Annotated in this window: 16 protein-coding genes; 14 read left to right on the top strand and 2 right to left on the bottom strand. The window is 69.9% G+C overall.

Annotated features, from left to right (window positions below; translation table 11 throughout):
* Positions 1 to 208: 208 nt before the first annotated feature.
* The 11 genes from ACFWPS_RS14675 (at position 209) to ACFWPS_RS14725 (ending at position 11,842) form a co-directional block, all read left to right on the top strand.
* On the top strand, positions 209 to 676 hold the full coding sequence (locus tag ACFWPS_RS14675) for a VOC family protein (RefSeq protein ID WP_383704779.1): 468 nt from the start codon (positions 209 to 211) through the stop codon (positions 674 to 676).
* Between the two features lie 128 nt (positions 677 to 804).
* The gene (locus ACFWPS_RS14680) at positions 805 to 1,656 is read left to right on the top strand and encodes a hypothetical protein (protein WP_383704781.1); all 852 of its coding nucleotides are present in this window, start codon (positions 805 to 807) and stop codon (positions 1,654 to 1,656) included.
* A 28-nt stretch (positions 1,657 to 1,684) separates the two neighbouring features.
* Complete coding sequence (locus tag ACFWPS_RS14685; protein WP_383704783.1) at positions 1,685 to 2,569, top strand: LLM class flavin-dependent oxidoreductase; 885 nt, start codon at positions 1,685 to 1,687, stop codon at positions 2,567 to 2,569.
* Positions 2,570 to 2,606: 37 nt separating this feature from the next.
* Complete coding sequence (locus ACFWPS_RS14690) at positions 2,607 to 3,575, top strand: quinone oxidoreductase family protein (RefSeq protein ID WP_383704785.1); 969 nt, start codon at positions 2,607 to 2,609, stop codon at positions 3,573 to 3,575.
* 97 nt (positions 3,576 to 3,672) lie between these two features.
* The gene (locus ACFWPS_RS14695) at positions 3,673 to 5,277 is read left to right on the top strand and encodes an acetolactate synthase large subunit (protein WP_383704787.1); all 1,605 of its coding nucleotides are present in this window, start codon (positions 3,673 to 3,675) and stop codon (positions 5,275 to 5,277) included.
* Complete coding sequence (locus tag ACFWPS_RS14700) at positions 5,274 to 5,765, top strand: VOC family protein (protein WP_383704789.1); 492 nt, start codon at positions 5,274 to 5,276, stop codon at positions 5,763 to 5,765. Before ACFWPS_RS14695 ends, ACFWPS_RS14700 begins: the two co-directional genes overlap by 4 nt.
* Positions 5,762 to 6,352, top strand: coding sequence for a (2Fe-2S)-binding protein (locus ACFWPS_RS14705; RefSeq protein ID WP_383704791.1), 591 nt, complete (start codon positions 5,762 to 5,764; stop codon positions 6,350 to 6,352). Before ACFWPS_RS14700 ends, ACFWPS_RS14705 begins: the two co-directional genes overlap by 4 nt.
* Positions 6,349 to 7,356 carry an FAD binding domain-containing protein gene (locus ACFWPS_RS14710; RefSeq protein ID WP_383704794.1) on the top strand — a complete coding sequence of 336 codons (1,008 nt, stop codon included), beginning with the start codon at positions 6,349 to 6,351 and terminating at the stop codon, positions 7,354 to 7,356. Before ACFWPS_RS14705 ends, ACFWPS_RS14710 begins: the two co-directional genes overlap by 4 nt.
* Positions 7,353 to 9,449 carry a xanthine dehydrogenase family protein molybdopterin-binding subunit gene (locus ACFWPS_RS14715; protein WP_383704796.1) on the top strand — a complete coding sequence of 699 codons (2,097 nt, stop codon included), beginning with the start codon at positions 7,353 to 7,355 and terminating at the stop codon, positions 9,447 to 9,449. Before ACFWPS_RS14710 ends, ACFWPS_RS14715 begins: the two co-directional genes overlap by 4 nt.
* A gap of 579 nt (positions 9,450 to 10,028) precedes the next feature.
* Positions 10,029 to 11,324, top strand: coding sequence for an MFS transporter (locus ACFWPS_RS14720; RefSeq protein WP_383704798.1), 1,296 nt, complete (start codon positions 10,029 to 10,031; stop codon positions 11,322 to 11,324).
* A gap of 188 nt (positions 11,325 to 11,512) precedes the next feature.
* Positions 11,513 to 11,842 carry a hypothetical protein gene (locus ACFWPS_RS14725; protein WP_383704800.1) on the top strand — a complete coding sequence of 110 codons (330 nt, stop codon included), beginning with the start codon at positions 11,513 to 11,515 and terminating at the stop codon, positions 11,840 to 11,842.
* Between the two features lie 139 nt (positions 11,843 to 11,981).
* Here the strand turns inward: ACFWPS_RS14725 and ACFWPS_RS14730 are convergent, their stop codons facing one another.
* Positions 11,982 to 12,599, bottom strand: coding sequence for a hypothetical protein (locus ACFWPS_RS14730; protein WP_383704802.1), 618 nt, complete (start codon positions 12,597 to 12,599; stop codon positions 11,982 to 11,984).
* 407 nt (positions 12,600 to 13,006) lie between these two features.
* On the opposite strand from ACFWPS_RS14730, the gene ACFWPS_RS14735 reads away from it, so the two are divergent.
* The 3 genes from ACFWPS_RS14735 (at position 13,007) to ACFWPS_RS14745 (ending at position 16,767) form a co-directional block, all read left to right on the top strand.
* The gene (locus tag ACFWPS_RS14735) at positions 13,007 to 14,278 is read left to right on the top strand and encodes a tetratricopeptide repeat protein (RefSeq protein ID WP_383704805.1); all 1,272 of its coding nucleotides are present in this window, start codon (positions 13,007 to 13,009) and stop codon (positions 14,276 to 14,278) included.
* A gap of 1,009 nt (positions 14,279 to 15,287) precedes the next feature.
* Positions 15,288 to 15,440 carry a hypothetical protein gene (locus tag ACFWPS_RS14740; RefSeq protein WP_383704807.1) on the top strand — a complete coding sequence of 51 codons (153 nt, stop codon included), beginning with the start codon at positions 15,288 to 15,290 and terminating at the stop codon, positions 15,438 to 15,440.
* Positions 15,441 to 15,519: 79 nt separating this feature from the next.
* On the top strand, positions 15,520 to 16,767 hold the full coding sequence (locus ACFWPS_RS14745) for a helix-turn-helix domain-containing protein (RefSeq protein ID WP_383704809.1): 1,248 nt from the start codon (positions 15,520 to 15,522) through the stop codon (positions 16,765 to 16,767).
* Between the two features lie 38 nt (positions 16,768 to 16,805).
* On the opposite strand, the gene ACFWPS_RS14750 is transcribed toward ACFWPS_RS14745, so the two are convergent.
* Positions 16,806 to 17,786, bottom strand: coding sequence for a TauD/TfdA family dioxygenase (locus tag ACFWPS_RS14750; protein WP_383704812.1), 981 nt, complete (start codon positions 17,784 to 17,786; stop codon positions 16,806 to 16,808).
* Positions 17,787 to 17,789: the final 3 nt, after the last annotated feature.

The following is a 17,789-nucleotide window of genomic DNA, read 5'->3' on the forward strand; positions in this document are numbered from 1 at the left end:
CGGCAATCCAGCCTCAGGAGGGTTTCGATTTAACGGCGGAGTCCCGAACGACCCACGCCCGGCCGTGCAGACCACCGTAGCCCTGTCACGTGCGACGGAGAGCGCTGCGGCAATTTGTTGCCAGTCACACCGAGGGGCCCTCCGACGTGGCATAGCATTCGACTCGGAGCGGCCCGGCCACCCAGCTCAGGGAGAGGGAGAACCTCCGATGAATCAGCCGATCAAAGTGAGGCTTCATCACCTGGGAGTCCAGACGTCGGACATCGAAAACTGTCTGAGCTGGTACCTGGATTTCTTTCACGCCACCCAGAAATGGGAACTCGACCAGTTCTCCGAGCTGACCCTGAGCAGACTGCCGGGCATTCGACGTCTGATCGAAGTCGCCGCCGGTGACATCCGGTTCCACATTTTCGACCGCGCGGACCACAACGGCCGGATCCCCGACGAGAATTCTTACCAGTTCCAGCACGCGTGCATTGCGGTGAGTACACCGGAAGAGATCGCCGAAATTCGCCGCCACTGGATCGATCTGTACGACTCGGGTCGATACACCTTCGCCCGGCCGGACGGGCCGACCGATATCGTCGTGGACAGCGACGGAGTGATGAGCCTCTATCTCTACGACGTAAACGGGCTCGAATATGAATTCAGCTATGTACCGGAAGGCGATCGATGAAGCCTGCGAGCGGCGGTACTCGCATACGCATCGGCCCCCGGGCCGACGCATGGGATTACGGCGATTTCCCCTATGCGCTGGAGCCGCTCACCATGCCGCCGACCGGTCATGCGAGAGCCTTCCTGGGCATGCCGGAAGCATCGGTCGAACGCTGCGACACCGCTCTCGTCCTCCGCGAGCTGGGGGAGTTGGCCGGCGGCCTTCTCCCCGCTGACCGTGTCTCCGGCGCTCTGGAGTCCGCGCGCACGTCCTCGTTCGACCAGCTCTTCTGGTTCCGGTGGATCACCGGCCACCAAGTGACCTTCCTGATCTGGCACCTGATGGAGCGTCTGCTCTCGGCCGGCCCGGAAGGGGACGTCCCGAGCAGCGCGTCCCTGGCGAAGCTGGAGGCCTATGTATACGGCTACTGCGCCATGCTGCTGTACTGCGGTTCGTGCCCGCGCGATCTCTACGACAGCCTGATCAGACCCCGTATGTTCCTTCAGCACCGGGCCTTCAGCGGCACCTGGGCCCCCGACTTCGCCCCGGTCCGCGGTCTGTTCCGGGGCCGCGACCTGCTCGGGGCCCAGGGGCGGGAGGCGGCGGAGCTGTCACGTGCCGTCGAGGTCAACCGGGCGGTGCACGAGGGCATCGCGGCCCGGCTGGTGCCCAGCGGACGGTCCCTGCTCCAGCAGTCCATGACCGAGGTGCCGGTCCGGCCGTCGGAGCGCACGGCGGTCATCTACGACAACTTCTTCCTGACGCTGAGGGCCCCGGTGAGCGACGAGGCCGTCACGGCCCAGCTGTTGCGCCGGCTCAGAGCGGTGGCGACGGACCTCGCCGCGAACGGACTCCACCCCCTCGGAGACGATTCCGAGGCCCGGCCCGAGGAGTTGCTCCGCGAAGAGGTCCTCCGGTGCGAGAGCCGGATCGGGCATCTTCTCCACCAGGTCGGCGAGGCCGCGGCGGGCCACGCCTACGAGAGCCGTCTGCGTGCGTGACCGATAAGCGCGAGAAAGGGATCCGCGAATGCGCCACGGAGTTCTGATCCTGCCGGAACACCGCTGGAGCCGGGCGCGCGAGGTGTGGGCGAAGGCGGAGGCACTGGGCTACCGACACGCCTGGACGTACGACCACCTCATGTGGCGCTGGCTGAGCGACAAACCGTGGTTCCCTGCCGTACCGACCCTGACCGCCGCCGCCACCGTCACCTCGCGGATCCGTCTGGGCACCCTGATCGCCAGCCCCAACTTCCGTCACCCGGTGGACTTCAGCAAGGAGCTGATGGCGCTGGACGACATCTCCGGCGGCCGGGTCATCTGCGGGGTGGGCTCGGGCGCGGACGGGTTCGACACCCGCATCCGCGGCGACCGGCTCCTGCTGCCGGGCGAACGCGCGGCCCGCTTCGCCGAGTTCGTGGAGCTGACCGACCAGCTGCTGCGGAACAGGGTGACCACGTATCACGGAGACTGGTACACGGCTGACGGGGTGTGCCTGGAGCCCGGTTTCGTCCAGTCGCCACGTATCACGCTGGCGGTCGCCGGCGCGGGCCCCAAAGGCATGGGACTCGCCGCGCAGCACGCGGACATCTGGGTGACCACGGGTGCGCCCGACAACGACGGAGAGCGGTACGACCGGGCGGTGCCGCTCCTCAAGGACCATCTGGCGGTCCTGGACGACGCGTGTGCGGCGGCAGGACGCGATCCCCGCTCCCTGAGGAGGCTGCTGATCGCGGGCGTTTCGGCGGGCGGAGTCCTGGAGTCCGCCGAGACCTACCGGGACGCGGCCGGCCTGTTCGAGGAGATCGGCTTCACCGACCTCGTCGTTCCCTGGCCGCGGCCGGAATTCCCCTACCAGGGCCGCGAAGAGGTGCTGGAGGAATTCGCCGCCACCGCCCTGCAAGGAGCGCGATGAACGCGCGGCCGGTCCCCGAAGGACACAAGGAGAGTTCATGCATTCGATAACCGTGGACCAGACAGGCGGTCCTGAGGTTCTGCGGTACCGCGAACTCCCCGATCCCGTTCCCGGGTCCGGGGAGCTGCTGGTCGACGTGGCGGCCGCCGGCGTGAACTTCATCGACGTCTACCAGCGGGAAGGCCGCTACCAGGCCGGCCTGCCCTTCGTACCGGGCCGGGAAGGTGCGGGCACCGTGACCCGGCTCGGTGCAGGCGTCACCGGGTTCACGGTCGGACAGCGCGTGGCCTGGGCCAGTGGCGTGCTCGGCTCCTACAGCACGCGGGCCGTCATACCGGCGGAGCGCGCCGTCGCGGTGCCGGACGGCATGGATCCGGAAACGGCCGCGGCGACGATGCTGCAGGGCATGACCGCGCACTATCTGACCCACTCCACCTACGAGGTGCAGCGCGGCGACACGGTCCTCGTGCACGCCGCGGCCGGCGGGACCGGGCTGCTGCTGACCCAGCTGGTCAAACTGCTCGGGGGCCGGGTGATCGGCACGGTCTCCAGTCCTGAGAAGGAGAAGCTCGCCAGGCAGGCCGGGGCCGACGAGGTGATCGCCTACGAGGGTTTCGACCAGAAGGTACGGGACCTCACCGGGGGCGAGGGAGTGCCGGTCGTCTACGACGGTGTCGGCCGGGCGACCTTCGACAGGAGTCTCGCGAGTCTGCGGACCCGCGGTCTGATGGTGCTGTACGGCGGAGCGAGCGGCCCCGTTGCGCCGTTCGATCCGATTCGGCTGCTGGACGGCGGCGGGCTGTTTCTGACCCGGCCCACGCTGATCCCCGCCTACCTCAGGACCCGCGAGGAGTTCCTCTGGCGGGCGGGCGACGTGCTGCGCTGGGTGGCATCGGGCGAGCTGCGCGTTCACATCGGGCACCGCTATCCGCTCGCTGACGCCCGCCGGGCGCACGAGGACCTGGAAGGCCGTCGCTCCACCGGGAAGCTGCTCCTCATCCCCTGAGCCGAGCCGCTCCGGAGCAGACCGGCCGGAGCGGGCCGACGATCCGTACCGCAGTTCCTCACACCTGGTGGTCTTTCCTCATGGACGGTGGTTCTCAATGGGCGGGGTAAACGGCGCGCACGCGATTCTCGCCACGCTCGCCCAGGGCGGCGTGGAGGTCTGCTTCACCAACCCCGGCACATCCGAGATGCACTTGGTCGCCGAGCTGGACTCCGTCCCCGGTATGCGCGGCGTCCTCTGCCTGTTCGAGGGCGGTGCGACCGGCGCGGCCGACGGCTACGGGCGCATGGCCGGCACGCCGGCCTCCACCCTGCTGCATCTCGGACCGGGGCTGGGCAACGGGCTCGCGAATCTGCACAACGCCCGGCGGGCCGGCACTCCGGTCGTCAATCTCGTGGGGGACCACGCCACTTACCACAAGGCCCTCGACGCTCCCCTGGAATCCGACATCGACGCCATCGCCGGAGCGGTGTCGCAGTGGGTCCGCCGCACCGAGGACGTGCGCGACGCCGGACCGGACGCCGCCGCGGCCGTTGCGGCGGCGGGCACGTCGGCACACGCCGACGGGGGCGTCGCCACCCTCGTCCTGCCCGCCGACATCTGCTGGTCCGAAGGTGCTGCGGCAGCCGCACCCGTGCCGCCCGCGCCGGCCCCCGTGCCGGACGCAGACGTGGCGGAGGTCGCCGACCTGCTGCGCCACGGAGGCGAGCACGCCGTCCTGTTCATCGGCGGCGCCGTGATGCGGCGGCCGGGGCTGGAAGCGGTGAGCCGGATCGCTCTGGCGACCGGTGCGCGGGTGCTGGCCGAGAACTCCCCGGCCCGGCAGGAGCGCGGAGCCGGCATCCCGGGCACGGAACGCATCGCCTTCCTCGGCGAGAAGGGCGCGGCCCAACTCGCCGGCGCGCGGCACCTCGTCCTCGCCGGTGCGCAGCCGCCCGTCACGTTCTTCGCCTACCCGGGCAGGCCCAGCAGCCTGGTGCCCGAGGGCTGCACCGTCGTGGACCTCGGCGGAACAGCCGCTGCGCTGCAGCACCTGGCCGACCTGGTCGCACCGGACGTACGGCCGACGCCTGCGCCCCTGGCGCGCCCTGGGATGCCGAGCGGTGAACTGACCGCGCAGAAGGCGGCGGCGGTGGTCGGCGCGCTGCTGCCGGAGGGTGCCATCGTCTCCGACGAGGCCATCACCTCCGGTTGGTGGCTGCCCTCGGCCACGGCCGGCTGCCCGCCGCACGACTGGCTCACTGTCACCGGCGGAGCAATCGGCCAGGGGATACCGCTGGCCGTAGGGGCGGCGATCGCCTGCCCGGACCGGCCGGTGATCAATCTGCAGGCGGACGGCAGCGCGATGTACACGCTTCAGGCGCTGTGGACGCAGGCCCGTGAGGGCCTCGACATCACCACCATCGTCTTCAACAACGCCTCCTACGCGATTCTGGGCATGGAGTACGACCGTCTCGGTACCGCGCCCGGCAACGGGGGCAGCAAGGCCCTTTTCGATCTGGCCGGCCTCGACTTCGTCGCGCTCGCGAACGGTCTGGACGTCCCCGCCACGCGTGCCACGACCGCGGAGGAACTCGCCGACCAGCTGCGCAAGGCGATCGCCGAACCGGGGCCCCACCTCATCGAGGCCGTCGTCCCTCCGGCGAGGTCCTTCTCACATCCGGCCGCTGCCGGCGTACCGACGAAGGGGTCACAGGCGTGAGTTCACCGTTCCGGACGATGCACCATCTGTGCATCGTCGTCCATGACATCGACAAGGCCGTCGAGTACTACAGCCGGCTGGGCGTCGGGCCGTGGCGTGACTTCGCGAACCCGGCCGTGCTGACCAGACTGACCGTGCCGAACCGCGAGGCGTTGTTCGCGATGAAATACAGGTCGGCGCAGCTGGGAGGCATCGAGCTGCAGCTGTGCCAGCCCCCTGAACTCGACTGCCCGCAGCGCAGGTTCCTCGACACGCACGGCGAAGGTGTCTTCCAGCTCGGCTTCCTGGCCGGGGACATCGACCGCAGTGAGCGGGCCGGGACGGAGCTGGGGCTGAAGGTGCTGATGAGCGGCCGCCGGGCGGACGGCACGGGATTCACGTACTTCGACACTCACGACGATGCCGGAACCACCCTGATGGTCCGCTCGTCACCCCCCGGCGGCACGACGCCTTCGGCGGACCGGTCGGAGGGATCGTCACCTTCATGACCGGCACCGACACCCTGCCGACCGGCGCCACGCCGACGGTGCCGGCCACGCCGGTCACCCTTCGCGTCAATGGCCGGGACCACACGCTTGAGGTCGACAACCGCATGTCGCTGCTCGACACGCTGCGGGAGAGGCTCGACCTCACCGGCACGAAGAAGGGCTGCGACCACGGCCAGTGCGGCGCCTGCACGGTGCTCGTCGACGGCCGGCGCATGAACTCCTGCCTTCTGCTCTCGGTGAGCACGGCGGGCAGCGACATCACGACCGTCGAGGGCCTCGCCGACGACGACCGGCTCCATCCCGTGCAGCGGGCGTTCCTGGAACACGACGCGTACCAGTGCGGCTACTGCACACCGGGCCAGATCTGCTCGGCCGTCGGGATGCTCCGCGAGGTCGCCGACGGCTGGCCGAGCCACGCCACGGAGGACGTCGCACGGTCCTGCGTCGTGCTCGACGAAGCGGAGGTACGGGAGCGGATGAGCGGCAACCTGTGCCGGTGCGCGGCGTACCCGAACATCGTGCCCGCGATCCTCGACGCCGGACGCGTGAGCCCGGCACCGGACACAGAGACGGAGCAGGCGCGTTGAGAGCGTTCGAGTACGAGCGGCCGGCCGATCCCGCCTCCGCTCTCACCGCCCTCGCCGGCGATCCCTCCGCCATGCCGCTCGCGGGCGGCACCAACCTCGTCGACCTGATGCGGCTCGGCGTGGAACGGCCCGGCCGGCTCGTCGACATCAACCGCATCGATTTCGGCGGCGTGGAGCCGCTGCCGGACGGCAGAGTCCGCATCGGCGCGGGCGTACGGAACAGCGATCTCGCCGCCCATCCGCTCGTGCGCGAGCGCTTTCCGGTGCTCGCGAAGGCACTGCTCGCCGGCGCCTCCGGGCAGCTGCGCAACCGGGCCTCCGTGGGCGGCAACCTCCTGCAGCGCACCCGGTGCGTCTACTTCACCGATGTCACCAAGCCCTGCAACAAGCGCGAGCCGGGCAGCGGCTGCCCCGCCGTCGAAGGAGCCTCCCGCGAACTCGGCATCCTCGGCGTCTCCGCACACTGCATCGCCACGCAGCCGGGCGACATGGCGGTCGCCCTCGCGGCCCTCGACGCCGTCGTGGTCGTCACCACGCTGAACGGCACCCGGAGCATCCCGGTGACCGAGTTCCACCGCCTGCCCGGGGACCACCCCGAGCGCGACACAGAACTGCCCAAGAGCGCACTCGTCACGAGCATCGAGATCCCCGGCCTGCGGTTCAGCGCCGTCTCCACCTACCGCAAGGCCCGCGACCGGCGCTCGTACGCGTTCGCGCTCGGCAGCGTCGCCGCCGCGCTGGACGTCGAGGACGGCACGGTCCGCGACGTCCGGCTCGCGCTGGGTTCCGTCGCGCCGCGCCCGTGGCGCGCCTTCCTCGCGGAGGATGCGCTGCGCGGCGGCCCCGCCACTCGGGCGGCGTTCGAGGCCGCCGCCGACCTGGAACTCTCCGACGCCAGGACGACCGAGGAGAACGCCTTCAAGGTTCCGCTCATGAGGCGGCTCGTCGGCGGCGTGCTCGCGGAGCTCGCCGGGCTGGCCACCCGTCCGGAGGTGGTCGCGTGACGCTCGTCGGAGCCCCCGTCGCCCGGCTCGAGGGTCTGGAGAAGGTCTCCGGGCAGGCCCGGTACGCGTTCGAGCGCCTGCCCGCCGGGACCCTGTACGGCTGGCCGGTGCAGGCATCCGTGTCCCGCGGGCGCATCGTCGCGATCGACCACGACGCGTGCCTCGCCCTGCCCGGCGTCGTCGGCCTCGTCACGCACGAGAACGCGCCGGAACTGGCCGCCGTGGGCGACGGCGAGATGCTGCTGATGCAGAGCCCCGACGTCGCTTATCGCGGCCAGGTCGTGGCACTCGTGCTCGCGGAGACGCTCGACACGGCCCGGGAGGCCGCGGCCGCGCTCCGGATCACCTACCGGCCCGTGGACGCCGACGTCGAGGTGGTCCTCGGCACCGACAGTCCGCGGCTGTACGCCCCGAAGAAGGTCAGCCTGGGATTCCCGACCGACGTCGTCCGCGGCGACATCGAAGCGGGGCTCGCCGAAGCCGCCACGACGGTCGACGTCACCTACTCGACCCCGGCCGTCTTCAACAACCCGATGGAGCCGCACGCCACCGTCGCCACCTTTGCCGACGGACGGCTGGACATCGTCGACTCCACCCAGAGCACGGGCATGGTGCGGAACAGGATCGCGGCGCTCTTCTCCCTCGCCCCGGACACCGTGCGCGTCACCGCGGAGCACGTCGGGGGCGCCTTCGGCTCGAAGGGCTCGCCACGGCCGTGCACCGTACTCGCCGTCATCGGCACCCTCGCCACGGGACGGCCTGTCAAGGTCACGTACACGCGGCAGATGATGTTCTCGATCGCCGGCTACCGCAATCCCACGATCTCGCACATGCGGCTCGGGGCGGATGCCGAGGGCCGCCTCACGGCGGTCGCGCACGAGGCGTACTCGCACACCTCCACCATCCAGGAGTTCGCGGAACAGATCGCCGTCGTGACCCGGCACATGTACGCCGCCCCGCACCTCCTCAGCACGCACCGGGTCGCAGCCCTCGATGTGCCGACCCCGAGGAACATGCGCGCTCCCGGCGAGTGCCCCGGCGCCTACGCCCTCGAGTCGGCCATGGACGAACTCGCGATCGCCGCCGGAATCGACCCGGTCGAACTGCGGATCCGCAACGAACCCGGGACGGACCCGGAAACGGGCTCCCCCTGGAGCAGCCGGAACCTCGTCGACTGTCTGCGCCGGGGCGCCGATCTCTTCGGCTGGGCCGGCCGGGACCCGCGGCCCGCGGTGCGCCGCGTCGGCCGCTTCCTCGTCGGCACCGGCGTCGCCGCCTCCGTGTACCCGGCTCTCACCTTCCCGAGCGGTGCCCGCGTCACGGCGCTGCCCGGCGGCCGCTACCGGCTCGGCATCAACGCCACCGACGTCGGAACGGGTGCCCGGACCGTCATGGTGCAGATCGCGGCCGATGTGCTGGGGACCGACGCGGCCTGTGTCGACGTGCACATCGGCGACAGCGACCTGCCCGCCGCTTCACCCGGCAGCGGCTCGTCGGGCACGTCGTCGTGGGGCTGGGCCGTGCACAAGGCCTGCACCGAGCTGCGCGAGCGGATCGCCGCGGGCGCGTCGATCCCCCGGAAGGGTCTCACCGTCGAGGCGTCGACGGCCGAAGACGTGAAGGCCATGGCCCCACGGGCGCGCTTCGCCTACGGCGCCCAGTTCGTCGAAGCGCGCGTCGACCTGGACTCGGGAGAGATCGTCGTACCCCGCATGGTCGGTGTCTTCGCCGCCGGCCGGATCCTCAACGCCCGCACCGCCCGCTCGCAGTTCCTCGGCGGCATGGTCATGGGACTCTCCATGGCGCTGCACGAGGCCGGCGTGCTCGACCCCGGGTACGGGGACTACGCGAACCACGACTTCGCGACCTACCACATCGCCACGAACGCCGACACCCTGGACATCAAGGCCGAGTGGCTCGACGAAACCGATCCCGACGTCTCGCCGCTCGGCGGCAAGGGCATCGGCGAGATCGGCATCGTCGGCACGGCGGCGGCCGTCGCGAACGCGGTCTGGCACGCCACCGGGGTACGGGTCCGCGACCTGCCGGTGCAGCCCGACGCGCTGCTCGTCGCGGGGCTGCCCGCGGTCTGACGCTCACGTTCAGCGGGGATCGGCCGCGCGAGTCCGCTCCGCCCACCTGATGGCGTACGGCATGACGAGGCCCGTTGCCACGAAGATCCCGCCCATCACCAGCCGGCCGGGCGCCCCCAGGTGATGCGGAAGAAGCCGAGGGCGGACGCTGTCGACGAGTAGCAGAGCGTGGCGGGCGGGTCCGAACGCGTCCGCCGCTCATGCCGTCGTCGTGGAAGGCGTCAAGGTGCGACGGGCCACGATGATGCGGCAGGGCCAGGCCGCATCCCGCCGGCCACGACAGGAAGTTCAGCCCCCGGTTTTTCCGGTGCCAGCAGGGAGAGCCGGTGACCCATCACTCTTCACAACGCCTGGCAGACGGCTTGTTGTTCCCTTTCGAGATGTGACATTTCATCAAGTTCGCGCGCCTTTCGCGGCAGGCAGGATCTTGTGCATAGTCCCTGGGCGGCCAAGAGGCTCGCAGGAAGGGGATCCGACACTTTGAGGACCGACAGGACGACGTCCGGCCAGGCGTCGGGCGCCACGGTACCGAAAGCAGTTGGGCGATCGGGGCAATCGGGGCTGGTTGCGCGTGGGCTGGTGCCCGAGCGGGGACCCCGGCGGACGCTGGCACTGGCGACGTTCATCAGCATGATCGGCGGCGGCCTCTTCATGACCGGCGCGGCCCTGTTCTTCACCCGCTCGGTCGGGCTGTCGGTGACGCAGGTCGGTCTGGGCATGGGTGTTGCGGCCCTGGTCGGCTTGGCAGCGGGGGTGCCGGCGGGGCGGGTGGCCGACCGGTACGGGCCACGGGAGACATATCTGGCGATCCAGTGCGTGCAGGCTGTGGCGATGGCGGCGTTGGTCCTGGTGCACTCGTTCGGGATGTTCGTCCTGGTCATCTCGCTCACCGAGTTCGCGTCCTCGGCCGGTGCCGCTGCCCGGGGCCCGCTGACGCGCGGGCTTGCGGGGGCGGATCCGACGAAGTACCGGTCCTATCTGCGGGCTGTGGCCAATCTGGCCGGAGCGTGTGGCGCGGTCATGGCCGGCGTGGTGGTGCAGGTGGACACCCGGGACGCGTACATGGCGCTGGTGCTGGTCAATGCCCTGAGTTTCCTGCTGTGTGCGGCAGTGGTGAGCCGGCTGCCGCATCTGCCGCCGTCGCGTGAGCGGGACTCCGCTTCGGGGGCCTCTCCTACGGGCCGTTGGGGTGTGTTGAAGGACCGCCCGTACATGGTGGTCACGGGGCTGGACTCGGTCCTGTCGCTTCAGGGACATGTCCTGGTGTTCGCGCTGCCGCTGTGGATCGTCGGGCACAGCGCGGCACCCCAGTGGCTGGTCGGAGCGTGCGCGGTGGTCAACACGCTGATCGTGGTGGTGTTCCAGGTTCGGGCGAGCCGAGGGGTCGTCGACAACGTCTCAGCGGGGCGGGTCGCGGCCCGTTCCGGGGTGGCGTTCCTGCTCGGCATGGCAGCGATATCGATCGCGGCGGGGGCCCCGGGATGGCTCGCCACGATAATGATCGTCACTGGTGTCGTCGTGCACACGATCGGTGAGCTGTGGCACACCGCCGCCTCGTTCGAGCTGAGCTTCGGACTGGCGCCCGCCCATGCCCAGGGCCAGTACTCCGGACTGGGCGCCACTGGAGCCGGCTTGGCGAGTTCGCTGGCGCCGTCGGTTCTGGGCCTGTTCTGCGTCACCTGGGGCGTTCCCGGCTGGCTGGCTCTGGGCGGTGTCTTCGTGCTCGCGGGACTGGCGATGCCGTATGCGGTCCGGTGGGCCGAGCAGGCGAGTACGGCAGCAGCGGGAGAGCGCCCCGCTCCGGTGTGGGCCGGTCCACTCGCTTCCGCCGGGCCCTGCGGGAGCGGTGTCCGCAAGCCCCCGGCCGTTCCTTGAGCAAGCCTGTGAACACGGCTTGAGGTGGATCAGGTCGCCGTCCGGATGGTGTATCGCTGCGGATGGCGCGGGCGCGGACTGCGAAGGGCCGGCAGAAGACGGTGATGGCGACGGACGTCGCGGCCACAGCGGTAACGGCCGTGCCGGCGGTGAGGTGTTGGGCGAGACCGCCCGCGATCGCGGCCCCGATGCCCTGCCAGGTCATTCGGTCGGCGGACTCGACGCCCCACCTGGCCTCGGACCGGATCGGGGGTCAGCGCGAGAAGCTGTTCCCGGAGCGGCGGGGTGGCCGCGAACCCGGCACCGGCGGCGAACACCGCGGCTGCCGCCACGAGGACGGGCGAGTGGACGGCGAACAGCAGACGGTGGCCCTGGCGGCGGCCGGGGCCGAGCAGGGTCTCGCCGGGAACACCGCGTCCTTGCTCGCGGCACAGGCGGTGCACAGCACGGGTGCGCTGCTGGACCACGCGGACAGCCCCGGTCCGTCATCGCATCGGTCAGGTCGTCGGGCGGGATGACCGCCGCGGCCCTGCGGGGGCCAGAAGAACGCGGGGGCGCGGAGGCGCCCGAGCGGCGACGGCCGCCGCCGCCCGGCTCTCGTACGGGCGGATGGTGGCGGAAGGCTGAAACAGGGACGAGACGGCTCCCGCCCGAGCATCACAGCCAGTTCCGCTGCGCGGCCAGGTAGCCCGCCTGGAATCGGCTGTCGGCCTTCAGCAGATCCATGAGGCGCGCCACCGTGCGGCGGTATGTGCGCAGAGCCATGCCGAGTTCACGGGCGGCGACCTCGTCCTTGGTTCCCCGGGACAGCTGGCGCAGCACCTCCCGGGAGAGCGGGGTGAGTTCCTCGACGTCCGAGGGGTCGTCGCCGTCCTTCGACTCGGTGGCGGTCAGCGAACTCACCAGCATCGGCGTGAAGGGCAGGCCGCTCCCGATCAGCGCTCCATCCCCGTAGTCGGCCCGGTTCCGAGCGATGATGACGAGGTGCCGGTCGACGATGACCATGCGGGAAACGCAACGGGGGGAAGAGTGGATCTCCACCCCGTCCCTCGCCAGCGCCGCCAGCTGGGGGCTCGATCGCTCACGCGCGTCCGTCTCCGACGGCAGGTACAGACGCACCGATACGCCGGACGTTCCGCTGGCGTTGGAGGCGGCCATCAGGTCGAACTGCTCTTCGAGCACTCCGACCTCCGCCGACAGCGCCAACAGGACCTCGCGGCGCGCTCCGTGGATCGCACTCCGTATCTGCGGAGGTCCCGCGAAGCTCAGCTGCATGTGCACCCCCTGCGCATAGCCGTGAGCCGTTGAACGGCAGCAATGCGCAGACTATGAACCATGAACAAGTTTGTCAATTACTTGCCACTCATTGTCACAGGGTGCTTCCCATGATTGAATCAGGCCAGCTCCAAGGCCCAATCAAATTGCCATAGGGAAGGCTCACCAACCCACAGGGGGACCCGTGAAGCAAGGTGTGACGTCAAGGATGGCAGCTCTTGCCGGACCGCCCTTAGTGTCAACGATGGGCCTCGGGGGTCCGCAGGCGCCTGCACAGCGGACCCCCACGACAGCCACCACGCAGGTGACAACGGGAGATGAGATCGACTGGCCGTAGGTCATCCCGAGATGTCAAAAATGTGACGGAGAATTGACACAACACCTAGCCTGTCACCAGAATGTCCGACATGCCTAGCGGAATCGACCAGATCCTGCAGCAGCCTTCCTTCGGACATCGACTCCGGGCACTTCGCGTAGCCCAGGGCTTGTCGCAGGTACAGCTCGCTGGCGGGGAATTCTCTCCCGCGTACCTGTCGCGACTGGAATCGGGCACCCGGCCTCCCACCGAGCGCGTGATGTCCTACCTGTGCAAGACGCTCAACGTGCCCCCCTCCGCCTTTTACGCTGCGGCGGGGGGGAGCGCACTGGCCCGAGCGCTCGCCACCGTCGTCTCCGTCGGAGAGTCGCCGGCCATAGCCGCGACGCTGGAGGAAGCCCTGCTGCAGGACCAGGACGCCGAGGCCGTACTGCGCTGGCAGGCACAGTGGGTGCTCGCCCGCTGCTACCAGCAGCAAGGAAAAGTGCACAAGGAGCTGGCCCTGCTCCAGGAGATCACCGAACTCGGCGACAGGACGGGCCTGCCGGACCTGCGCTGCCGTTCGCGGGTCAGACTCGCGCGACGCCTGCGCGCCTCGGGAGACCTCGCCCAGGCACGCACCCGGGTGGAGGAAAGCCTGGCTCTCACCGAAGAACACGGCCTCCCCTACCGGGACGTCATCGAGGCGCTGCTCACCCTGATCTCCATCGATGCGGAGAGCGGACAGCTCTCGCAGGCGCGGGTGAACGCGGACCGGCTGCTGAAGACGCTCTCCGGAGAACTCCCCTTGCGCCTTGAGGTCGAGGCGCTGTGGACGGCCGCGTCCGTGTGTGCGCGCCAGGGAGACCACGACGCGGCCATCGAACCGATGACGCGCGCGCTGACGATGCTGCCCAGCAGCGAGGACCCCGCGTTGTGGATGCGGTTGAGGCTGGCCGCGGCATCGATGTACCTGCGCATGGACGCACGGGACACGGACCGGGCCCGGGCCCTTCTCGACGAGGCCGCCGCCATGGCCGAGGTCGTCGGAATGCCCGTCCATCAACGCGAACTGCTCCTCCTCCAGAGTCAACTCGCATTCCACCAGGGGAAGTACAAAGAGGCCCGCGCCCTGTGCGACCGTCTCGGTGAGCGGCCTGACGGCATCAGCGTGCGCGACCAGCTGCGGCTGGACGTTCTGCGGAACCAGATAGCGATCGTCGAAGGCGACCACGCCACCGCCGTGGCCAACCTCGAACGCCTCGCCAAGGAGGCACAGCTCTCCGCCAACGCCGAACTGTCAGCAGAAGTCTGGCGCGCACTCGCCGAGGCCCTGCGACTGCCGGCAAGAGCAGGCCAGCCAACGCCGACTACCCCGCGGTAGTCGCTCGTGCTGCGGAAAGCTTCACACAGCTTTTCGACCAGCAGCCCCCGGACCGGCATCCACACATCGCACCGTTCGTCCTGGCATCGCTGTTCCGGCTCTCCTCACGTTGCGACTCGAGCTCTCCCGGACCAGCTGCTCTGCCCCCGACGAAGCCAGAGCTCTGGTAGAGGCCTTCGACGACCGCGGCCGGCTTCCCGAACGCGGGCACATCCGGGATCTGCTGGGGAGGCCTGGGCGCTCACCCGCCGGAGCAGATGCCGACCACAGCCGGACGGCCCACGCTCCCGGACGTCCTCGCGGCCGAGTTGCTGATCGACAGGTACGCCCGCACATCCCGGAATCCCGACCGCCATGCAGGGCCAGGGGCGGGCCAACGAGAACGGCGGTCGAGTTCCGGGGCGGAGGCGGGGTCGTACCAGGGCGGCGCAGCGACGCACTGGTAACCGGGACGGTCAGGCCGGCGTTGGGACCGACCCGGGTTCCGACACATCAGGACCCCTGGTCCTCGGGGGACTCAGTGGGGCTGGGCGCGTCGTCGGCATCCACCGTCACCGGGAGAGGGCACGCCACCCGGTGTCCCCGGGCAAGCAGGGCCACGCAGGCCGGACAGCACAGGAGGCCGCCCCACCGCGCCTGACGGTCGCCGGATCCGGGCCAGGCGGCCGGCCGGCCGGAGCCTCCCCGGGTAATGCGGAAGAGACCGAGGAACGAGAAGAACGCGAGCACGAGCGTGCGCCGGGGGCCGCGCTCAGGAAGGATGCCGCGCGCCCCGAGGCACGACAGCTCCGGCCCGAGCCGGGCCACCCCCTCCACATGCGGAGCGAATGCTTCCATTTCTGACCCCCTGCCCATGCGCATGTCGCGGACACTAGAGGCCCCCTCAAGGCTTGTCAATTAATTACCAACGCTTGTCACGCTCGTATCCTCATGATTAGGTAAGCGCAGCTGAACGGCCTAAAAACCCTTGCCACAACGGCGGGTGGGCAACCGTATCCCAGGGGGAAAAATGAAGAAGCAGCTGGCGAAGATGAGCACTATCGCCGGACTCGTCCTGCTGGCAGTCGCCGGTGTCGGGCATTCCGCATCGACCACCGCGGGGGCGAAACCTTCGGGCGGCGCCCAGATCGCGGCCAGCCCCCAGGAGATCGAATGGCCGTAGGCATCTGAGTGCCGGCCGAAGTCAAAAAAATGACATAGCTCGTTGACAGTTTTCCGTATCAGGTGGCAAACTGTCTGACATGTCTAGTGGCGTCGACGGTCAGATCCTGCAACAGCCCTTGTTCGGGCGTCGTCTCCGCGCACTGCGCATCACCCAGGGCCTGTCGCAGGTACAGCTGGCCGGGACGGAGATCTCCCCGGCCTACCTGTCCAGGCTCGAATCGGGCTCCCGCCCTCCGACCGAGAGGGTGATCTCCTATCTCTGCGAGAAGCTGAGCGTATCCCCCACGTCCTTCCGTGCTGGTACGGGCAGCTCGCTGGCACGCGCGCTCGCCACGGTCATGACCGCTGGCGAGTCGCCTGCCATGACCGCCGCACTGGAGGCGGCCCTGCTCCACGAACAGGAGCAGGACACCGATGCCGTGTTGTGCTGGCAGGCACAGTGGGCACTCGCCCGCTGCTACCAGGCCGAGGGCAGGGTGGACGACGAACGGCGGCTCCTGCAGGAGATGACCGAACTCAGCGACAGGACCGGCCTTCCGGAATTGCGTGCCCGTTCCCGGGTACGGCTCGCTCGGCGCCTGCGTGCCGCCGGTGACATCGTCGGCGCCCGCAAACTGCTGAGGGAAGGACTGACCCTCGCCGAGGAGAACGGTCTTCCCCGGCGCGACGTCGTCGAGGCCCTGCTCACCCTGATCTCCCTCGACGCGGAGAGCGGCCAGCTTGCCCGGGCGCGCGCGGACGCCGACCGGATGGTGGCCACCCCCTCCGGGGAACTCCCCGTTCGGCTCCAGATCGAGATCCTCTGGACAGCTGCCAGCGTCTGCGCCCGCCAGGCCGACCACGAGTCGGCCGTCACGATGATGACCCGGGCGCTCTCGATGCTGCCGAGCAACGAGGACCCGGTGCTGTGGATGCGGCTGAGACTGGCCGCCGCATCGATGTATCTGCGCATGGACCCGCGCGACACCGGAGAAGCACGCCTCCGGCTCCAGGAGGCCGAGGCCGTGGCCGGCCTCATCGGCATGCCCGTCCACCAGCGCGAACTTCTCCTCCTCCAAGCTCAGCTCGCCTTCTACGAGGGCCGGTTCGACGACGCCCGCGCGGCCAGCGACCGGCTCGGCGAATGCCCCGACGGCATAGGGGTGAGCGACCGGCTGCGCCTGGACGTCCTGCGTAACCAGCTTGCGATCGTCGAGGGCGACCACGCCGCCGCCATCGCCGACCTGGAACGCTTCGCCAAAGAGGCGCAGCGCTCCGCCAATGTCGAACTGTCCGCGGAAATCTGGCGCGCCCTCGCCGAGGCCCTGAAGCTGGCTGAGGGCTGACAGGCGGCCCCGTCGGTGACACCGTCGGGGCCGTGCGGTCAGAGCAGAACCGCGCCGCCGCCCGGCCGGTGGCCGGTGCTCCGCCGATTGTCCAGGTGAACGAAGGTGCGGTGCAGCCATCGGTCCCGGCCGTCGTAGCGGGGCTGGAACGACGTGCGACCGTGCACGGCCACCCGGTTGTCCAGGAAGACCAGTTCGCCGGGCCGGAGCACCAACCGCGCCGCGACCTCCAGGAACGCCGAGCGGAGCAACTCCAGCGCCTCCGCCGCCTCCGCGTCCAGGGGCGTCGTCGCGTGGAAGTCCACCTGGACGTTCGGGTCCTGCGGGTCGCCGGCCAGGACCGGGTGGCGTGGAGCCTCGCCCGATTGGAAGGACGGCGGCGGCTGGGTCACGAAGCGCGGCGCCTCCAGGACACGTCGCACGTCCACGGCGAGAAGTGCCACGGCCCTGCGGATCGAGGAGACGAAAGTGCCGGCCGTGCCGGTGTGGTCCTCGCGCAGGCAGAACAGGCCCACGAAGTCCGGGCGGTACGGGTGGAAGGCGTTCTCCACGTGCAGTTCGAGCAGGGTGGAGCCCGCGTTGCTCTGCGACTCCTCCATCCCGGGGATCGGCACCACGTTCTGCATGAGAGCCCCGGACTTCTCGGCCCGGTAGGCCACCACCTCGCCCAGCTCGTTGCTGATCAGGCTCATGACAGAGGCGGGCAGCGTGGCCTGCCGTTCAACGGATCCGGCCGTCGCCGGCGTCTCCGGGAGCCAGGCCTCGTCCATGGGCAGGTTACGCAGGACGAGCAGACCGTCGGGGCCGGGGTCATGACGGTACCGGCGGATCTCCTCCCGTATCCGAAGGGGAAGCCGGCACGCCAGGGCGCGGGCGGCTTCCCGCCACCGGTGTTCGTCCACGAGACCGGGTGCGGTCCCCGACAGGACGCGGGCCAGCTCCTCGACCTCGTGGCGCTCGGCATCGGTCAGGGTCAGGCCCTCCGTGGCGGTGACCGGCGCGGGCATGGTGGTGGTCATATG

Origin of the sequence: Streptomyces sp. NPDC058457 (genome assembly GCF_042720695.1) — a bacterium.
Classification (GTDB): domain Bacteria; phylum Actinomycetota; class Actinomycetes; order Streptomycetales; family Streptomycetaceae; genus Streptomyces.